At 72.0% G+C, this 14,169-nt stretch carries 18 protein-coding genes; 8 read left to right on the forward strand and 10 right to left on the reverse strand.

Annotated features, from left to right (window positions below; all coding sequences use genetic code 11):
• Nucleotides 1–873 (reverse strand): thiamine pyrophosphate-binding protein (locus HNR25_RS22885; RefSeq protein ID WP_221459318.1); only part of this gene is annotated, 873 nt, incomplete at its 3' end.
• Nucleotides 874–964: 91 nt separating this feature from the next.
• Nucleotides 965–1,549, reverse strand: coding sequence for a TetR/AcrR family transcriptional regulator (locus tag HNR25_RS22890; RefSeq protein WP_184639768.1), 585 nt, complete (start codon nucleotides 1,547–1,549; stop codon nucleotides 965–967).
• A gap of 80 nt (nucleotides 1,550–1,629) precedes the next feature.
• Between HNR25_RS22890 and HNR25_RS22895 the strand changes: the two genes are divergently transcribed.
• Nucleotides 1,630–2,046: a VOC family protein gene (locus HNR25_RS22895; RefSeq protein WP_184639771.1), complete on the forward strand. Its 417-nt coding sequence runs from the start codon at nucleotides 1,630–1,632 to the stop codon at nucleotides 2,044–2,046.
• Between the two features lie 107 nt (nucleotides 2,047–2,153).
• Here HNR25_RS22895 and HNR25_RS22900 read toward each other — a convergent pair whose 3' ends face one another.
• Together HNR25_RS22900 and HNR25_RS22905 are read right to left on the reverse strand one after the other, a co-directional pair.
• Nucleotides 2,154–2,921: an SDR family oxidoreductase gene (locus HNR25_RS22900; protein ID WP_246464742.1), complete on the reverse strand. Its 768-nt coding sequence runs from the start codon at nucleotides 2,919–2,921 to the stop codon at nucleotides 2,154–2,156.
• Between the two features lie 282 nt (nucleotides 2,922–3,203).
• The gene (locus tag HNR25_RS22905) at nucleotides 3,204–3,425 is read right to left on the reverse strand and encodes a hypothetical protein (protein WP_184639773.1); all 222 of its coding nucleotides are present in this window, start codon (nucleotides 3,423–3,425) and stop codon (nucleotides 3,204–3,206) included.
• Nucleotides 3,426–3,469: 44 nt separating this feature from the next.
• Here HNR25_RS22905 and HNR25_RS22910 point away from each other — a divergent pair, with 44 nt between their 5' ends.
• Both HNR25_RS22910 and HNR25_RS22915 read left to right on the forward strand, forming a co-directional pair.
• Entirely contained in the window at nucleotides 3,470–4,156 is a 687-nt protein-coding gene (locus HNR25_RS22910) for a DUF899 domain-containing protein (RefSeq protein WP_184639775.1), read from the forward strand.
• 498 nt (nucleotides 4,157–4,654) lie between these two features.
• Complete coding sequence (locus tag HNR25_RS22915) at nucleotides 4,655–6,019, forward strand: dicarboxylate/amino acid:cation symporter (protein WP_184639777.1); 1,365 nt, start codon at nucleotides 4,655–4,657, stop codon at nucleotides 6,017–6,019.
• Nucleotides 6,020–6,488: 469 nt separating this feature from the next.
• On the opposite strand, the gene HNR25_RS22920 is transcribed toward HNR25_RS22915, so the two are convergent.
• The gene (locus tag HNR25_RS22920) at nucleotides 6,489–7,493 is read right to left on the reverse strand and encodes a Gfo/Idh/MocA family protein (protein WP_184639779.1); all 1,005 of its coding nucleotides are present in this window, start codon (nucleotides 7,491–7,493) and stop codon (nucleotides 6,489–6,491) included.
• Between the two features lie 102 nt (nucleotides 7,494–7,595).
• Between HNR25_RS22920 and HNR25_RS22925 the strand changes: the two genes are divergently transcribed.
• Nucleotides 7,596–7,937 (forward strand): MmcQ/YjbR family DNA-binding protein, encoded by a 342-nt coding sequence (locus tag HNR25_RS22925; protein WP_184639781.1) that lies wholly within the window; start codon nucleotides 7,596–7,598, stop codon nucleotides 7,935–7,937.
• Here the strand turns inward: HNR25_RS22925 and HNR25_RS22930 are convergent.
• Nucleotides 7,894–8,355 (reverse strand): hypothetical protein, encoded by a 462-nt coding sequence (locus HNR25_RS22930; RefSeq protein WP_184639783.1) that lies wholly within the window; start codon nucleotides 8,353–8,355, stop codon nucleotides 7,894–7,896. The two genes, HNR25_RS22925 and HNR25_RS22930, sit on opposite strands and share 44 nt — an antisense overlap.
• Nucleotides 8,356–8,587: 232 nt before the next feature.
• Nucleotides 8,588–9,226: a CGNR zinc finger domain-containing protein gene (locus tag HNR25_RS22935; protein ID WP_184639784.1), complete on the reverse strand. Its 639-nt coding sequence runs from the start codon at nucleotides 9,224–9,226 to the stop codon at nucleotides 8,588–8,590.
• Between the two features lie 52 nt (nucleotides 9,227–9,278).
• On the opposite strand from HNR25_RS22935, the gene HNR25_RS22940 reads away from it, so the two are divergent.
• Complete coding sequence (locus tag HNR25_RS22940) at nucleotides 9,279–10,148, forward strand: alpha/beta fold hydrolase (RefSeq protein ID WP_312862747.1); 870 nt, start codon at nucleotides 9,279–9,281, stop codon at nucleotides 10,146–10,148.
• A gap of 73 nt (nucleotides 10,149–10,221) precedes the next feature.
• Nucleotides 10,222–10,362 carry a hypothetical protein gene (locus HNR25_RS22945; RefSeq protein ID WP_184639786.1) on the forward strand — a complete coding sequence of 47 codons (141 nt, stop codon included), beginning with the start codon at nucleotides 10,222–10,224 and terminating at the stop codon, nucleotides 10,360–10,362.
• A 16-nt stretch (nucleotides 10,363–10,378) separates the two neighbouring features.
• On the opposite strand, the gene HNR25_RS22950 is transcribed toward HNR25_RS22945, so the two are convergent.
• On the reverse strand, nucleotides 10,379–11,110 hold the full coding sequence (locus HNR25_RS22950) for a PIG-L deacetylase family protein (RefSeq protein WP_312862748.1): 732 nt from the start codon (nucleotides 11,108–11,110) through the stop codon (nucleotides 10,379–10,381).
• 272 nt (nucleotides 11,111–11,382) lie between these two features.
• On the opposite strand from HNR25_RS22950, the gene HNR25_RS22955 reads away from it, so the two are divergent.
• Entirely contained in the window at nucleotides 11,383–11,628 is a 246-nt protein-coding gene (locus HNR25_RS22955) for a hypothetical protein (protein ID WP_184639787.1), read from the forward strand.
• On the forward strand, nucleotides 11,625–12,029 hold the full coding sequence (locus tag HNR25_RS22960; protein ID WP_184639789.1) for a PIN domain-containing protein: 405 nt from the start codon (nucleotides 11,625–11,627) through the stop codon (nucleotides 12,027–12,029). Before HNR25_RS22955 ends, HNR25_RS22960 begins: the two co-directional genes overlap by 4 nt.
• A 162-nt stretch (nucleotides 12,030–12,191) precedes the next feature.
• Here the strand turns inward: HNR25_RS22960 and HNR25_RS26935 are convergent, their stop codons facing one another.
• Nucleotides 12,192–12,371: a hypothetical protein gene (locus HNR25_RS26935; RefSeq protein ID WP_221459324.1), complete on the reverse strand. Its 180-nt coding sequence runs from the start codon at nucleotides 12,369–12,371 to the stop codon at nucleotides 12,192–12,194.
• A gap of 925 nt (nucleotides 12,372–13,296) precedes the next feature.
• A complete protein-coding gene (locus HNR25_RS22975; protein WP_184639790.1) occupies nucleotides 13,297–14,142 on the reverse strand; it encodes an aminoglycoside phosphotransferase family protein in 846 nt (281 codons plus the stop codon).
• Nucleotides 14,143–14,169: the final 27 nt, after the last annotated feature.

Here is a 14,169-nt window from a genome sequence, read left to right on the forward strand (position 1 = left end):
TTCGGCCAGGGCGGGTGTGGGCTCCTGGGTGTTCCACTGGTAGCCGGCGTGCAGGGGGTGGTCGGCCGGGAAGTTCAGGCGCATGGGTACCGACTCGAGGACGGGGACGGCCAGGTGGTCGGCCAGGCGCTGGAGTTGGGTGACGGCGTGGGGGTCGCGGCCCAGGTAGGAGGTGACGACGAGGGGGGTGTCGGCCTCGGTGAGGGCGCGGGCGATGGTGTCGGTGGTGTGGGGGTCGAGTGCGGCGGGGGCGATGGGGGGTGTGTGGTGGAGGTGGTAGCGGGGGTTGTCGGTGTCGGCGGGGTCGAGGGTCTGTTCCATGACTTCGCGGGCGCCGACGAGGTAGGCGGGGCCGGCGGGTTCGCTGGTGGCGATCTGCAGGGCGCGGTGGACGAGTTGTTTGACGTTGGCGCCGGTGCGGATCTCGTTGTCGTATTTGGTGTAGCCGCGGACGATGCCGCGCTGGTCGTGGACGTCTTGGATCCACTGGATGAATTCGTTGCGGCTGCCGGTGTGTTCGCCGTACTGGGTGGAGGGTGAGGCGCCGGCGAAGACGAGGACCGGAGTGCGGCCTTTGGCGGCGTTGTGGATCATGCCGCCGATGTTCTGGGTGCCGCATTCGACGTGGACGAGGACGGCTTGGGGGCGTCCGGTGGTTTGGGCGTAGCCCTGGGCGGCGGAGAAGGCGACGCTTTCGTGGGGGCAGATGATCATGCGGGGGAAGCGGTGGGCGTCGCCGTTGGCGTTGGCGTGGGCGTAGGCCTCGACGATGCCGGGGTGGTCGCTGCCGAGGTTGGCGAAGACGTAGTCGACGCCGGCTTCGGTGAGGGCTTCGAGGAACGCGGTGCTGGTGGTGTAGGGCGCGGTGGTCATGGGACCCAGTCAAGCATCTGTGGCGAGTGGTGTTTGCGCAGGGTGTGGGGGTACCTGCTGCGTCGGTGGTCTTGTTCCTGCGGTGTCGGGGTCAGGGGTCGGTGTCGGGGACGAGGAGGTCGACCAGGTCGTCGACGAGGCGGGTGGGGTCGGTGTCGTGCCAGGTTTCGGGCAGGGTGAGGTGTTCGACGATGAGGCCGGTCATGGCGAGGTAGAGGGCGCGGGCGGTGCGGCGTCCGCCGGGGTAGCCGCCGTGGACGTGGAAGTCGATGCTGTCGGTGATGCTGGTGTCGATGGCCGCGGTGAGTGCGGCGCGGACGTCGGGGCGGCGGGTGCCTTCCAGGCGTAGTTCGAGGAGGGCGATGTAGCCGGCGGGGTCGCGGGTGACGCGGTCGAAGAGGTCGTGCATGGCGGTTCGGACGGCGTCGCGGGTGGGTGCGGGGTCGGTGAGGCGGGCCATGTGTGCGGGTGCGGGGGCCAGGCGGACGTGGACGTGGGCGCCGGCTTGGGCGAGCAGGGTGTCGCGGTCGGGGAAGTAGTTGGATGCGGTGCCGGCGGGGACGGCGGCTGCGGTGTCGACGGCGCGGAAGGTGAGTCCGCGGGCGCCGTGGTCGGCGAGGACGTCGACGGCGGCGTCGAGGAGGGCGCGGCGGCGGGGCTGGTTGGTTCTGGCCATGGGGCTCTCCGTCAAAAACGACTATGCATATAGTACTTTGTTCATAGTGCTATTCGTGTAGTTGTTTGAGTGGGGGTCGGATGCAGACTAAGGACATGGTCGGGTTCGCGCTGTCGGTGCGGGACCCGTCGGGGAGCGCGCGGTGGTTCGCCGAGTACTTCGGATTCGCCGTCAACGTCGATCTGGGCTGGTATGCCAATACGACCTCGCCCGATCTCGCGGGGGTGAGCCTGGACTTCCTGGCGCGCGACAGCGAGTCCTGGCCCGAGGGGGTGCGGGGCCGGGGCGTGTCGGGGGCGATGGTGGCGTTCCTGGTCGCCGACGTCGACGCCGAGGACCGGCGGTTGCGTGCGGCGGGGGCGGAGTTCGCGCTGGATACGGTGACCGAGCCGTGGGGGCAGCGGCGTTTGCAGGTGCGCGGGCCCGAGGGGGTGGTCGTGGAGGTGCTGCAGGTGGTGGCGCCGGATCCGGAGTGGTCGGCTGCCAACGGCCTGTGAGTTCGGCAGTGCCCAGGGCCGGCCGAGGGCGGCCTCTCCGGTGCCCCGCCGGCCGGTGGCCCGCTACCGCGGCCGGTTCACGGGCCGGCGGCGGAGTGGGCGGTGGCTCAGCTCAGGCCGCCGTTGGAGGAGATGAGCTGGCCGTTGACCCATCCGCCCTGGGGCGAGCACAGGAACGCGATCAGTTCGGCGCAGTCCTGGGGGGTGCCCAGACGCCCCAGCGGGGTGGCCTCGCGCAGGCGCCGGGCCAGGTCGGGGCTCATCCATCCGGTGTCGACGGGTCCGGGGTTGAGAGCGTTGGCGCTGATGCCCCGTTCGCCCAGTTCGGCGGCCGCGGCCAGGGTGATGCGGTCCAGGGCGCCTTTGCTGGCGCCGTAGGGCAGGTTGTGGGCGGTGTGGTCGCTGGTGAGGGCGATGATGCGGCCGCTGCCGTGCGGTCCGGGGAAGCGCAGGGCGTATTCGCGCATCAGCAGCCAGGCCGCGCGGGTGTTGACGGCGAAGTGGCGGTCGAAGCTGTCGAGGGCGGTGTCCAGCAGGCCGGAGTCCACGGATTCGCAGTGGGCCAGGACCAGGGCGGTGACCGGGCCGAGCCGTTCGTGCACGGCGGCCAGCAGTCGGGCGGGGGCGTCGGGATCGGCCAGGTCGGATTCCACCCCGAGCGCGCGGGCGCCGTGGGAGGTGACGGCGGCGTGCAGGGCTCGGGCGGCGCCCTCTTCGGTGCCCCAGGGCATGCGGGCGTCGTAGGCGCGGTAGTAGGTGAAGGCGACGTCGAAGCCGCGGGCGGCCAGCGTGCGGGCGGTGGCCGCGGCGATGTTGGTCGTGCGCCCGGCGCCGGTGACCAGCGCGACCGGTCGGGCGGGTGAGTCGGCGTCCATAGCGCCCATCTTCGCCGGGGGCGCTGCGGGGCGCACCGGGTTTTCGGTTCGGGGCGTCCTCTCCCCCGCTGGCGGGGGCCCGGCGGGGTGGCCGCCGCGATGGCGGCGGCGCTGCACGGTGACCCCGAGCCGTTCTTGTGGAGCCGTCCCGGGGCCGCCGAACGCGACGCTTGCATCCTCGTCCACAACCGGATCCGCCGCGATGGCGCGGCTCTTTCCCGTGGTGCCCGACACCTGCGTGACGGTTCGGCCTCGGATCAGGGGCGGGTGCCGTGGTGGCCCTCAGAGGCGCCGGATCGTGAGGAGCACGGGCGTGCGGACGCCGTGCTGCGCGGCGGCTTCGGCCACGTAGGCCGCCACCCATCCCAGGGCCTCATAGGACCACTCCCCCAGGCGGCCGGTGATCGCGGCGTGGTGGCGGTCGGGACCGCCGCGGTCGACCGGCCGGTTCCGCAGCGATGACTCCGGCAGGACGCCGCAGTCTTCACACGAAAGCAGGTGCACGCGACCGCGATGCACCCCGCCCGGACCGCACCGTGGAGGAACCCATGACCGGAACCGCACTCCCGCCCGTCGTCGACGCCGACACCTGGCGGCGCGAACTCGACGCGCTGCGCGCACGGGAGAAGGCCGCCACCCGCGAACTCGACGCGGTCGCCGCCCAGCGTCGCCGCCTGCCGATGGTCGAGCTGCCCGCCTACACCCTGGAGGGTGAAAACGGTCCGCTCCGGCTGGCCGACGTCTTCGACGGAGCATCTCAGCTCATCGTCTACCACCACATGTGGTTTCCCGGGCAGCGGTGGCAATGCGGAGGCTGCACCTGGTTCACGTCGCAGTTCACCCGACTGGAGTTCCTGGCTGCCTACGACGCCCGGTTCGTCGTGGTCACCCAGGGGCCGATCGCCGAGGCTCTGGCCTACAAACACCGGGTCGGAAACGCGATGACCTGGTACTCCACGGCCGACAGCGACTTCGGGGCCGACGTCGGCGCCCCACCCGGCGGCGGGTTCGCCGTCAACGTGCTCCTGCGCGACGGCGACACCGTCTACCGCACCTGGCACACCGCCGGCCGCGGGACCGAGCAGCTCAGCCACACGTTCGCGCTGCTCGACCTGCTGCCGTACGGGCGCCGGGAACAGTGGCAGGACGCGCCCGAAGGCTGGCCGCAAGGCCCGGCCTACGGCGGTTGGCCCTCCGCTGAGGACGTCGCCGATCTCTACGGCGGGCGAACCTGAGTGCGGCCGGGACGATGCGCGCCCCGGTGGTGCGGGGACCGCAGCGGCCTGCCCCGTCGCCTCCCTGAAACCGCCGCGTTCCGGAGCGCAGGCGGGGAGCAGCTCGGCGCGCCGCTACGCCGAGTCGGTCCTCCCACGCGCGGCGGGTCTCCTCGGCGAGGTAGAGGACGGCGGTCGTGGGCGCCTCGCCCAGAGCGGTGGGCAACTCGACCGGCATGCCCCTGGAAAGTCCGACCAGGAGCGCAACGCTGAGAGCGGGGTTGCGTTCCGTTGTTCCTCAGCCCCGGATCAGCTCGTGCAGCCGACGGGCCGGCCGGTCCGGGGCCGCAACGACCGGGCGCCGGCGCGGAGCCCGGCGGTGCCGCTACCGGATGTAAAGCATCGGTTTCGATGCGCGCTCGTGCGGTGGCGGCCGCGCCGGGCGTGGGAAGTGACCTCCCGGAAGGCGGCGGCGACACCCCTGCCGCCGCGTTGTCGAACGCGAAGGACGGCGTGGTTATGGCCGACCGATCCCCGAAACCGTCGAGCCGATCGCTGTGGCGGCGCTATCTCGATTTCCCCCTGATCTACAAGCTGGCGATCGCGCTGGTGGCGGGCGCGGTCGTGGGCCTGGCCGTGGGCGAGCCCGCTACCGCGCTGCAGCCGTTGGGCGAGGTGTTCCTACGGCTGTTGCAGATGCTGGTCATGCCGCTGGTGGTGGTCACCCTCATCGCCGGTGTCTCCTCGATCGACCCGGTGCGGCTGGGCGGTATCGGGCTGAAGGTGCTGGTGTTCTACCTGGCTACCTCGGCGGTGGCGATCACCGTGGGGCTGCTGGCGGCGCTGGCGGTCGCGCCGGGCACCGGGCTGCAAGCGCCCGGCCGGACCGAGCAGTCGCCCGAGCAGGCGCCGCCGGTCGCCCAGACGCTGGTGGAGATCGTGCCGGAGAACCCCTTCGCCGCGTTGGCCGAGGGCAACGTGTTGGCGGTGATGTTCGCCGCGATCGCCGCGGGGATCGCGCTGGCGTTCATGCGGGCCAGTTCCGACGAGCGCATCGCCGGTTTGGGCGCGTTGCTGCGGCGCGGTGTGGACGCGGGCGTGGAGCTGGTGTTCGTGATCGTGCGCGGTGTGCTGCAGTACGCCCCGGTCGGGGTGTTCGCGCTGATCGCGGTGGTGCTGGCCGAGACGGGCGTGGATGCGCTGGTGCCGCTGGCCAAGCTCACCGGGGTCGTCTACGGCGGTGTGGCCGTGCAGATCGGCGTCTATGCCGCGGTGCTGGTGCTGTTCCGGGTCGGGGTGCGGCGGTTCTTCGCCGCAGCCCGCGAGCCGATGGTGACGGCGTTCGCGACGCGTTCCAGTAGCGGCACGCTGCCGGTGTCGACCCGGGCGGCGCGGCGCATGGGCGTGGACGAGGGCGTCTACGGGTTCACGCTGCCGCTGGGCGCGACCGTCAACATGGACGGGACGGCGATCTATGTGGGTGCGGCGACGGTGTTCGTCGCCAACGTCGCCGGTGTGGAGCTGACGGTGGGTCAGCTGCTGATGGTCGTGCTGGTGGGCGTGCTGGCCTCGATCGGTACCGCGGGGGTGCCGGGTGCGGGGTTGATCATGCTGTCGCTGGCGGTGACCCAGGCGGGGCTGCCGTTCGGGCCGGTGGCGCTGGTGGCCGGCATCGACGCGATCCTGGACATGGTGCGCACGATGTGCAACGTCACCGGGGATCTGACCGGTACGCGCGTCATCGCCCGCACCGAGCGCGGCATGGTGCACGAGAGCGGCGAGGACGGGACCGGGCCGGGGGCCGGTGCGGCGGCGGTGCCGGCCGGTGCGCAGCGGGCCGAGGGCGCTGAACCGCCCGGCGAGGACGCCGGGTCGGGCGGCTGACGGTCGCGGCGCGGGCCCGCCGGGATCCGGCGGGACGCCGGTGCGCCTGGGCGGGCCCGGCGGTCGGCGGCGCCTGGAACACAGCGCGCCGCCGACCGCGGGCGGTCGCCGTTCGGGACCGGGGGGAGCGGTCCCGAGGGCGACCTTGCGGAAGGTCCCGACGGCAGGAAGTTATCGGGGATCCGTGCGGGTGCGGGCCGGAATCCGGGAATCCGCCGGGGATTTCGCGGCAGGTTCGGTCACCGTGTGTGTCCGAATCATCGACGCAACGGGGGTGTGGCGCCGGCGCCGGCGTCGGCCTGTGCCCTGGTGGTATTTCGCTGACCTGGAACGGCGCCGGGTGATTCGGGTCGGCGGCGCCGCGGGGCCGGGGCGGGGGCCGCTTCCGGGGCGGGGCCGGTGTGGCCCCGGCCCCGCGGCATCGGTCCGACCGGAACCGGGCCGCCGCGCGGCGGCCCGGGGCGGGCGGTCAGTCCCGGTCGGCGGGGTAGGTCACGCCGATGCGCTCGCGCACCCCGTCGAGGGTGCGGGCGATGCGCAGGCTCTCCTGCCAGTCCATCAGGGGACTCTGGCGCTGGCCGGCGTGCAGTCGGCGGTGGACCTCTTCGACTTCGTACTCGAAGCCGTTGGCGCGGTGCGGGAAGTCCATGGGTTCGGGGTCGGCGCCGTCGCGGTGCAGTACCAGCCCGGTGGGGCAGAACCAGTCGGTCAGGGCGATGCTGCCGCGGGTGCCGACGATGTCGGCGCGGCGCGGGATGGGGGCCTCGATCGAGCAGCCCAGCAGCCCCAGGGTGTCGCCGGGGCCGGTCACCGTCATCGCGACCTGGGCGTCGACGCCGGTGGGGGCTTTGTGGGCCTGGGCGGTCAGGGAGGTGAATTCGCCCAGGACCATGGAGGCGAAGGCGACGGGGTAGACGCCCACGTCCAACAGTGCTCCCCCGGCCAGTTCGGGGGCGAACAGGCGGCCGTGGGGGTCGTATTCCATGCGGCCGCCGATGCTGGCCTGGACCATGCGGACGTCGCCGATGGCGCCGTCGGCGACCAGTCTGCGGGCGGCGTCGGTGGCGGGGGCGAATCGGGTCCACATCGCTTCCATGAGGAAGCGGTCGGTGCGGCGGGCGGCGTCGATCATCTCCTGGGCCTGGGCGGCGTTGACGGCCAGGGGTTTCTCGCACAGCACGTGGCGGCCGGCGTTCAGGCATTGCACGGCGGCTTCGTGGTGGACGCTGTGGGGGGTGGCGATGTAGACGACGTCGACCCCGGTGTCGGCGGCGAGGTCGGCGTAGGTGGCGTGGGCGCGGGGGATGTCCCAGGTGTCGGCGAAGCGTCGGGCGGTGTCGGCGCTGCGCGAGCCCACGGCCGCGACTTCGGCCCCGGGTACGGCGCGCAGGCCGGTCATGAAGCGGTGGGCGATGGCGCCGGTGCCGAGGATGCCCCACCGCACCGGTGGCTGAGGCGAGTTGTCGTTGGTCACCGCAGCAGCCTAGTGGGCGCTTTCGGTGCGGAGGGCCGGTGGGGGCGGGCGGGTGATAGGGCTGCAGGGTGGTAGCGAGTCGTCGAGTGGAGGGAGCCGGTGATGGCGGATTGGGACGAGGCGCTGGCGATCGGGCGCGCGCTGGCGGAGGTTGAGGAGTCGACCTCCTACAACACGCCGGCGCTGAAGGTGCGGGGGCGGTTGTTCGCGCGGCTGCGTACCGAGGCCGAGGGGGCGCTGATGGTGGTGTGCGAGCCGGACGAGAAGGAGGCGCTGCTGGCGTCGGGCGACCCCGCGTTTCTCACGACCGAGCACTACGACGGTTACGGCGCGGTGCTGGTGGATCTGGAGCGGGTGGACAGTGTCGAGCTGGCCGAGTTGCTGACGGAGGCGTGGCGGATCACGGCGCCGGCGCGGCTGCGCCGGGAGTTCGACGCGAGCTGAGGGCGCGGGCGCCGTTGAGGCGGACGCGTCGGCGGCGCCGGGGCGGGGGTGTCGGGTCGGTGGGGATGTGGCGCAGGCTGTAGGCGCACACGCTCGCCCACCCGGCGGCGGCCGCGCCGACGGTGAGCCGTTGGCGCCGGAGCGGCAGCCGGGTGCCGAACACGAGTGCGTCGCCGATGTCGCAGGCCACACGTGCGGCGACGGCGGCCCGCATCGCTGCGGGGCCGGGGGCGGTGAGCATGAGGGCGCCGGTGGCCATGTCGCGCACCCCGATGGCGTACATGAGCAGTCGGGTGTCGCGGGGGACGCTGCCGTCGGGGGCGGTGTGGCCGCTGGGGCCGGCCATCAGGTGCGGCCGGGCCATGATGGCGGCGCTGAAGGCGATGGTCACCGCTCCCAGCGTTCGGGGCACGAGCATGGGCGTCGTCTCCTGGTGGCAGGGCTGAGGGGTGCTCGGGGCGTCCCGGAATGCTCGTTCCCCGTCTGCGGCGCGCCCACACCGCAGGCGCCCGGGCTGGGGCCGGTGCCGGCCGCGATCAGTTCGCGGATGCACCCGGTCGGCGGCGACGACGCACACGACCGCCGCCCGGCGGGTGCCCCAGTGGGGCGGGGCGCCCGGGACCTGCGTGGCGGCGGGACGGAGCCGCCGTTCATCGCTGCTGGTGACGCTGAGCCTTGGCGCGGTTGCCGCAGGTCGTCATGGAGCACCAGCGCCGCCGGCGGGTGGGCGAGGGATCGAGGAAGAGCCACGAGCAGCGGCCGCAGACACGGAGGTGGGTGCGCCGGTCACTGGCCAGAAGCCCCGATGCGGCCAGTGCCAGCCGCCGCGACGGGAGTCGCGCTCCGGCGGCGGTGTCGACGACCCACGCCGGGTGGGTGAGGAAGTACGCGGACGGTTCGGCCTCACGGTAGGCCGTTGCGATGTCGGAGTGGACCCGCTGCCGGGCTCCGGCGTCGCACTCGGTTCCTTCCACACCGGCTAGGAGGAACGTGTGCAGGGCCTCCCGCTGCTCGCGCAGTTCGTTCAGCGCCTGCTCCGCCTCGACGGGGTTGCGGTCGGCTCGGGCCACCAGCCGGTCGCGCTCGACCCGGTCGAGTACCGCGGCCGCGTGCGCCCAGTCGAGAGCGTCCGTGAACCGGCTCAAACGCTCGGTGTCTCGGGCCTTCGTGCGACCGCCGGCGGTGTTGACGAAGTCGAGCGCGGGATCGCCGCCGACGAAGGACGCGTCGGGCCACGCCGTCATCGTCTCCTCCTCGACGCCGGCGGCCGGGTTGACAGTGCACGGCATGGCCCCAATCCTAAGAACTAACCGGACTTCGAAGCAAAGGGGTTAGTTAAAAGTGGGAACATCCGAAGCCGCCGACTGGGACCTGGCCGGAAGGTTCGACTTCCACGGCCAGGAGGTCCGCTACGGGGCAACGGGCGCAGGAAAGCCGCTGGTCCTGATGCACGGCACACCGTTTTCGTCGGTGGTGTGGCGGCGCATCGCGCCACACCTCGCGACGCACCGCCGGGTCTACTACTTCGACCTGCTCGGCTACGGCCGCTCCCACCAGCAGCACGGCCAGGACGTCTCCCTGGGTATCCAGAACCGGCTCTTCGCCGCCCTGCTCGACCACTGGGATATCGACCGCCCCGACGTCGTCGCCCACGACTTCGGCGGCACGACCGCTCTGCGCACACACCTGCTCGACCGCCGGGACTACCGCACCCTGACACTGATCGACCCTGTCGCGCTCAGCCCTCATGGTTCCGCGCTCGTGCAGACCGCCCGCCGCCACCCCGACGCATTCATCGAGTTGCCCGGCTACATCCACGAAGCGATCCTGCGCGCCTACATCGCCGGCGCCGCGCACCGCACGCTCTCCGAGCAGGAGATGAGTCGCTACCTGCAGCCGTGGCTCGGAGAGGTGGGCCAGCCCGCGTTCTACCGCCAGATCGCCCAGATGGACGACCGCTACACCGACGAGATCCAAGACCGCTACACCGAGATCCGCTGCCCCGTGACGATTCTCTGGGGCGAGCACGACGCCTGGGTCCCCGTCGAGAACGGGCGCCGCCTCGCCGACCGGATTCCCCATGCGACTTTCCAGACCGTCGCCGAGGCCGGTCATCTGCTCCCCGAAGACAGGCCCGAAACCGTCGTCGCCGCAGTCCGCGACGCCATCGACCGATCGGCCGCCGCCTCAGCGGCTACGGCGGATCGATAGCCCGACCGCCGGCGTGCGTCCGGCACTTCAGCGGCCGCACGTTCAGGCGCGCCGGTGATCGTGGCGGTCCGGCGTGATGCACCTCGAACAGCGGGATCCGATCGTCGACGACTCCGGCCAAGCGGCCGGGTTCTTCGTCCATGCGCGCGGATCCGAGCTCGCCGAAGACGTGCCCTCCACGACCGACGACGGCCGCGAGAAGGCGTTCCACTGAAACGCGGGAGCGGGCATCAGCAGGGGAACAGTTCGAAGGCCACGGCCGGGCGGTCGCCGAATCGGGGGGCGGCGCTGCCGGTCGCCCCGGCCATGAATTCGCGGACGTAGGTCTCGGGGTCGGCGTCGGTGAGAGCTTCGATGTAGGTGCGGTGCTCCAGCAGGGACCGCACCGCCCGTTCCATGCCGGGTTCGGCGTCCACGGCGTGGGTGGGGCGGGGCGAGGCGGCCACGGCGACCCAGCGGACGCCGTCCCAGGGGTGCAGGCCCTGCTCGTGCAGGTCGGTGAAGACCCACCGGTTGCCGGCGTCGGCGGCGGCGTCCAGCGCGGCCCGGCCCACGGCCTTGTGGTCGGGGGTGTTCCAGGCGTCGGCGCCGAAGGTGTCGCGGTGGTTGAGGGTGATGACCAGTTCGGGGCGATGGCGGCGGACGGCGGCGGCGATGCCGCGGCGCAGGGCCGGGCCGTATTCGATGACGCCGTCGGGGTGGTCGAGGAAGTCCACCGAGGACACGCCCACGGCCGCGGCGCTGGCACGCTGTTCGCGTTCGCGCACCGGGGCGGCGCGGGCGGGCTCCATGGTGGCGATGCCGGCTTCGCCGCGGGTGGCCAGCAGGTAGGCGACCTCGCGGCCGCCGTCGATCCAGGAAGCGATGGCCGCGGCCGCGCCGTACTCCAGGTCGTCGGGGTGGGCGACGACGGCGAGGGCGCGCTGCCAGTCGGCGGGCATGGGGTGGAGCTGGTCGGTCACGGCGGGTCCTTTCGCGATGGGGCGGGTCGGTCGGGTGTGCCGATGCGGCCGGCGGCGCGCAGATCGTCCCACAGCTGTCCCGGTGCGGGGGGCGGGGAAGGCGGCGGTGTCGGCGCGCACCTGTGCGACCGCCGCGGCCCGGGAGCTGAAGCAGGGCGGGGGTGTCGGCGTTTTCGCCGGTTGTCGCGGCGGTCGTCGTGCAGCGGCCTCGGGCGGGAGGAGCGGGCCGCAACGGCCTCGTCGCCGGGGCGGGGGCGGCTTACAATGGGCCCATGGCTGACCGCGACCCGCGCACGGAGCTGCGCCGGCGGCTGGAATCCGGCGACGTGTCGCCGGCCGAGGCCGATCGGGCACTGGCCGGGCTGGACCGGGAGGGCGACCGCGCCGCGCTGCAGGCGGCGGAACGTCCCGGGAACCTCTCGGCGGAGGAATCGGCACGTGTGGTCGACTCCTGGGGCATCGACGCGGCCATCGACGACATGATGCGGCGCCTGGGCCTGGAATCCGCACCGCGGTGATCGGCGGGCGTGTCCTGGACACCACGGCTCTGACCGACTACGCGACGTCGCGGATCTGTGCCCGCGCGCTCGTGGGCGCGGCCCTGCGCTCGGGTTCGCTGGTGCTGTCGGTGCCGTCGGCGGCGCTGCTGGCAGCGCGCGGGCAGCTGTCGGAACCCGCGCGCGCGTCGTTGACCGAGTTGGCCGCGCTGGCGCCCGTGGTGGTCGACGAGCTGACAGCGGAGACCGCCGGGCGGTGCGGCGACCTGCTCGCGCGGTCGCGCGCCAGGCCGCCGGGTGATGCCGTCGACGCCGCGCATGTGGCGTTCTCGGCCCGCACGCGCGGTTGGCCGGTCGTCACCTCCGACCCCGATCGGCTGTTGGCCCTGGACGCGGCCGTGAGCATCGAGCGCCTTCCGTGAGGTCTGCCCCTCTGCTGGGGAGCGCGAGCGTCCCCGCGGACACGGTCCCGCTCAGGGGCGAACCGGCTACGCCCGAATGGGGCGGTATCCGGTTCAGCGCCGCCGAGTTGTCCGGGGCGTGACGGTCTGCGTCGCTTCGGCTGCGAGCGGCCCGGCCGCGGCTCAAGGCCCCGGTTGCCGGTGATCGCCTGCCTGCGACCATGTGCGAACAGGACGTCGCGCCAGCAGGGAACGCTTGCGCAGCACCCGCAGTGCGGTGACTCCGGCGATCCCCAGCGCGGCGCCGTCGGCCAGATTCACGCCCTCGGGGACGGTGTCGAGCGAGACGGGGCTGACCGCCACCCGCTCCGCCTACGCGTGGCCCCGATCCGTCGGATGCGGCGCGCACCACGACGCCGGCGGCGTCGTGACCGTGCACGGCTCCGGCCGGCCACTGGTGCTCGCAATCGAGCTCTCCGAAGTTGAGACCGATGTGCCGCGTCTCGACCAACGCCTCGCCGGCGGACGGCACGGGCTCATCGACATCGGCGAACCGGATGGGTCCGGCCTCGCCGTGATCGACCACAAGGGCGGGCACGGTGTGTTCCGTTCTCTCGTGGATGCGCCTGAACACGCGGCGCGGCGGGCGAGCGCCAGGTCCAGGATCAGGCTGCGCTCGGTGTACTCTCCGGCGGCGATGCCGTCCAGGATCTTGACCGCCACCCCCCTGCTCGAACAGGTCGTTGAGCACGATCAGCCCCTCGAGGAGGTTGCGGCCCAGCCGGTCGGCCTCCTGGACGGTGAGCATGTCGCCGGGGCGCATGTAGTCCAGGGCTGCCCGCAGGGCGGGCCGGTCGGCGACCCTTGAGCTTGCCGCTGACCTTCTCTGCGAAGACCTTCACGCAGACCGGGGCCAGAGCCTCGTGCTGGCGGGCGGTCTCCTGCCTGCTCGTGCTCACCCGTACCAGTCCGACCAGCGCCATGGTGTCCCCCGTGTGTTCGGCAACGGAGTGCGAGCCTAAAGATAAACGAACGGGTTGATGAACACCCGGTGCAGGAAGAACGCCCCAGACCGCCAGGAGATCCGGGGCGTTCGGCAATCGGCCGTTATTCGAACAACTATGACGCGTAGGCGTTCAAGGGCTCCAGCTTCTCGGTTTCGCAGCACACGGGTCGGGCGCCGGCGGGCGCCGGCGAGTACACCAACACGTTCATCTATGCCCGGGAGGGCACTGCCATCAAAACCCGGAGCGATTCTCCGAAGGTCCCACGCTCCTTACCAACACCCTTAGCGGTGAGGCTCGTCGGCGAGCATCCGATGGCCCTGCTGCTCGAACGGGGCGTCGCCGACTTGATAGGCCCAGATCGCGGCGCCGATCGCCTCGCGGATCCGGTTGCGGTGCCACGCCGCCTGCTCCCGCGGATCTGCCCCGTAGCCTTCGAAGAAGGCTGCCTCGAGCGAGGCGTCAGAACGGAACTGCTGCGCGGACAGTCGAGCCAGATCAGTAAAGGCCGGACGCAGGTCGCAACGCCCGAAGTCGATCACGCTTACCGTTTCCTCATGTATGAGCCAGTTGCGGGGCTGCCAGTCACCATGGGTCGGCACCAGTCTGCTCGGCGGGGTCGGCCACGACTCCACCATGCAGCGCAGTCGCGTGACCACGTCGGGATCGATTCGGTGTGGTTTGTCCAGCCACCGCAGCGTCTTCTCCTGCTCCCGTGCCTCGAACTCGGTATCGCCGACGCTCGCTTGCTCGTGCAGGTCGGCAAGTAGTTCGCCGGCCTGCCGATAGGTGTGTGGCTCGTGCTCAGCATCGGTTCCCTCGACCAACCTGCCGGGCAGGTACCGGGTCACGACGATCTTTGCGTCATGATCAGCATTCACGAGCTCGGGTGCCCGACCGATCGAGGTCCAGGGCCGCAGCCACCTGTGGTGGGCCTGAATCTCCCGGGCAAGGTGGTGGTCGTTCTCATCACCGGCTTTGACGATGTAGAGCTCTGCTTCGTGCCGCAGCTCGAGCACCGTGGTACCGACGAGTCCCCAACTGTGGTCGACGACCACCTCGGCAGTGGGCAGCCATGCTCGGACGAGCTGCTGCTGGCGGTTGGAGAGCCCCTCGATCCAATCCTTCACGGATTCAGGTTAAGGCGCTACCGAACG

This window comes from Streptomonospora salina (genome assembly GCF_014204715.1).
GTDB classification, from domain to species: domain Bacteria; phylum Actinomycetota; class Actinomycetes; order Streptosporangiales; family Streptosporangiaceae; genus Streptomonospora; species Streptomonospora salina.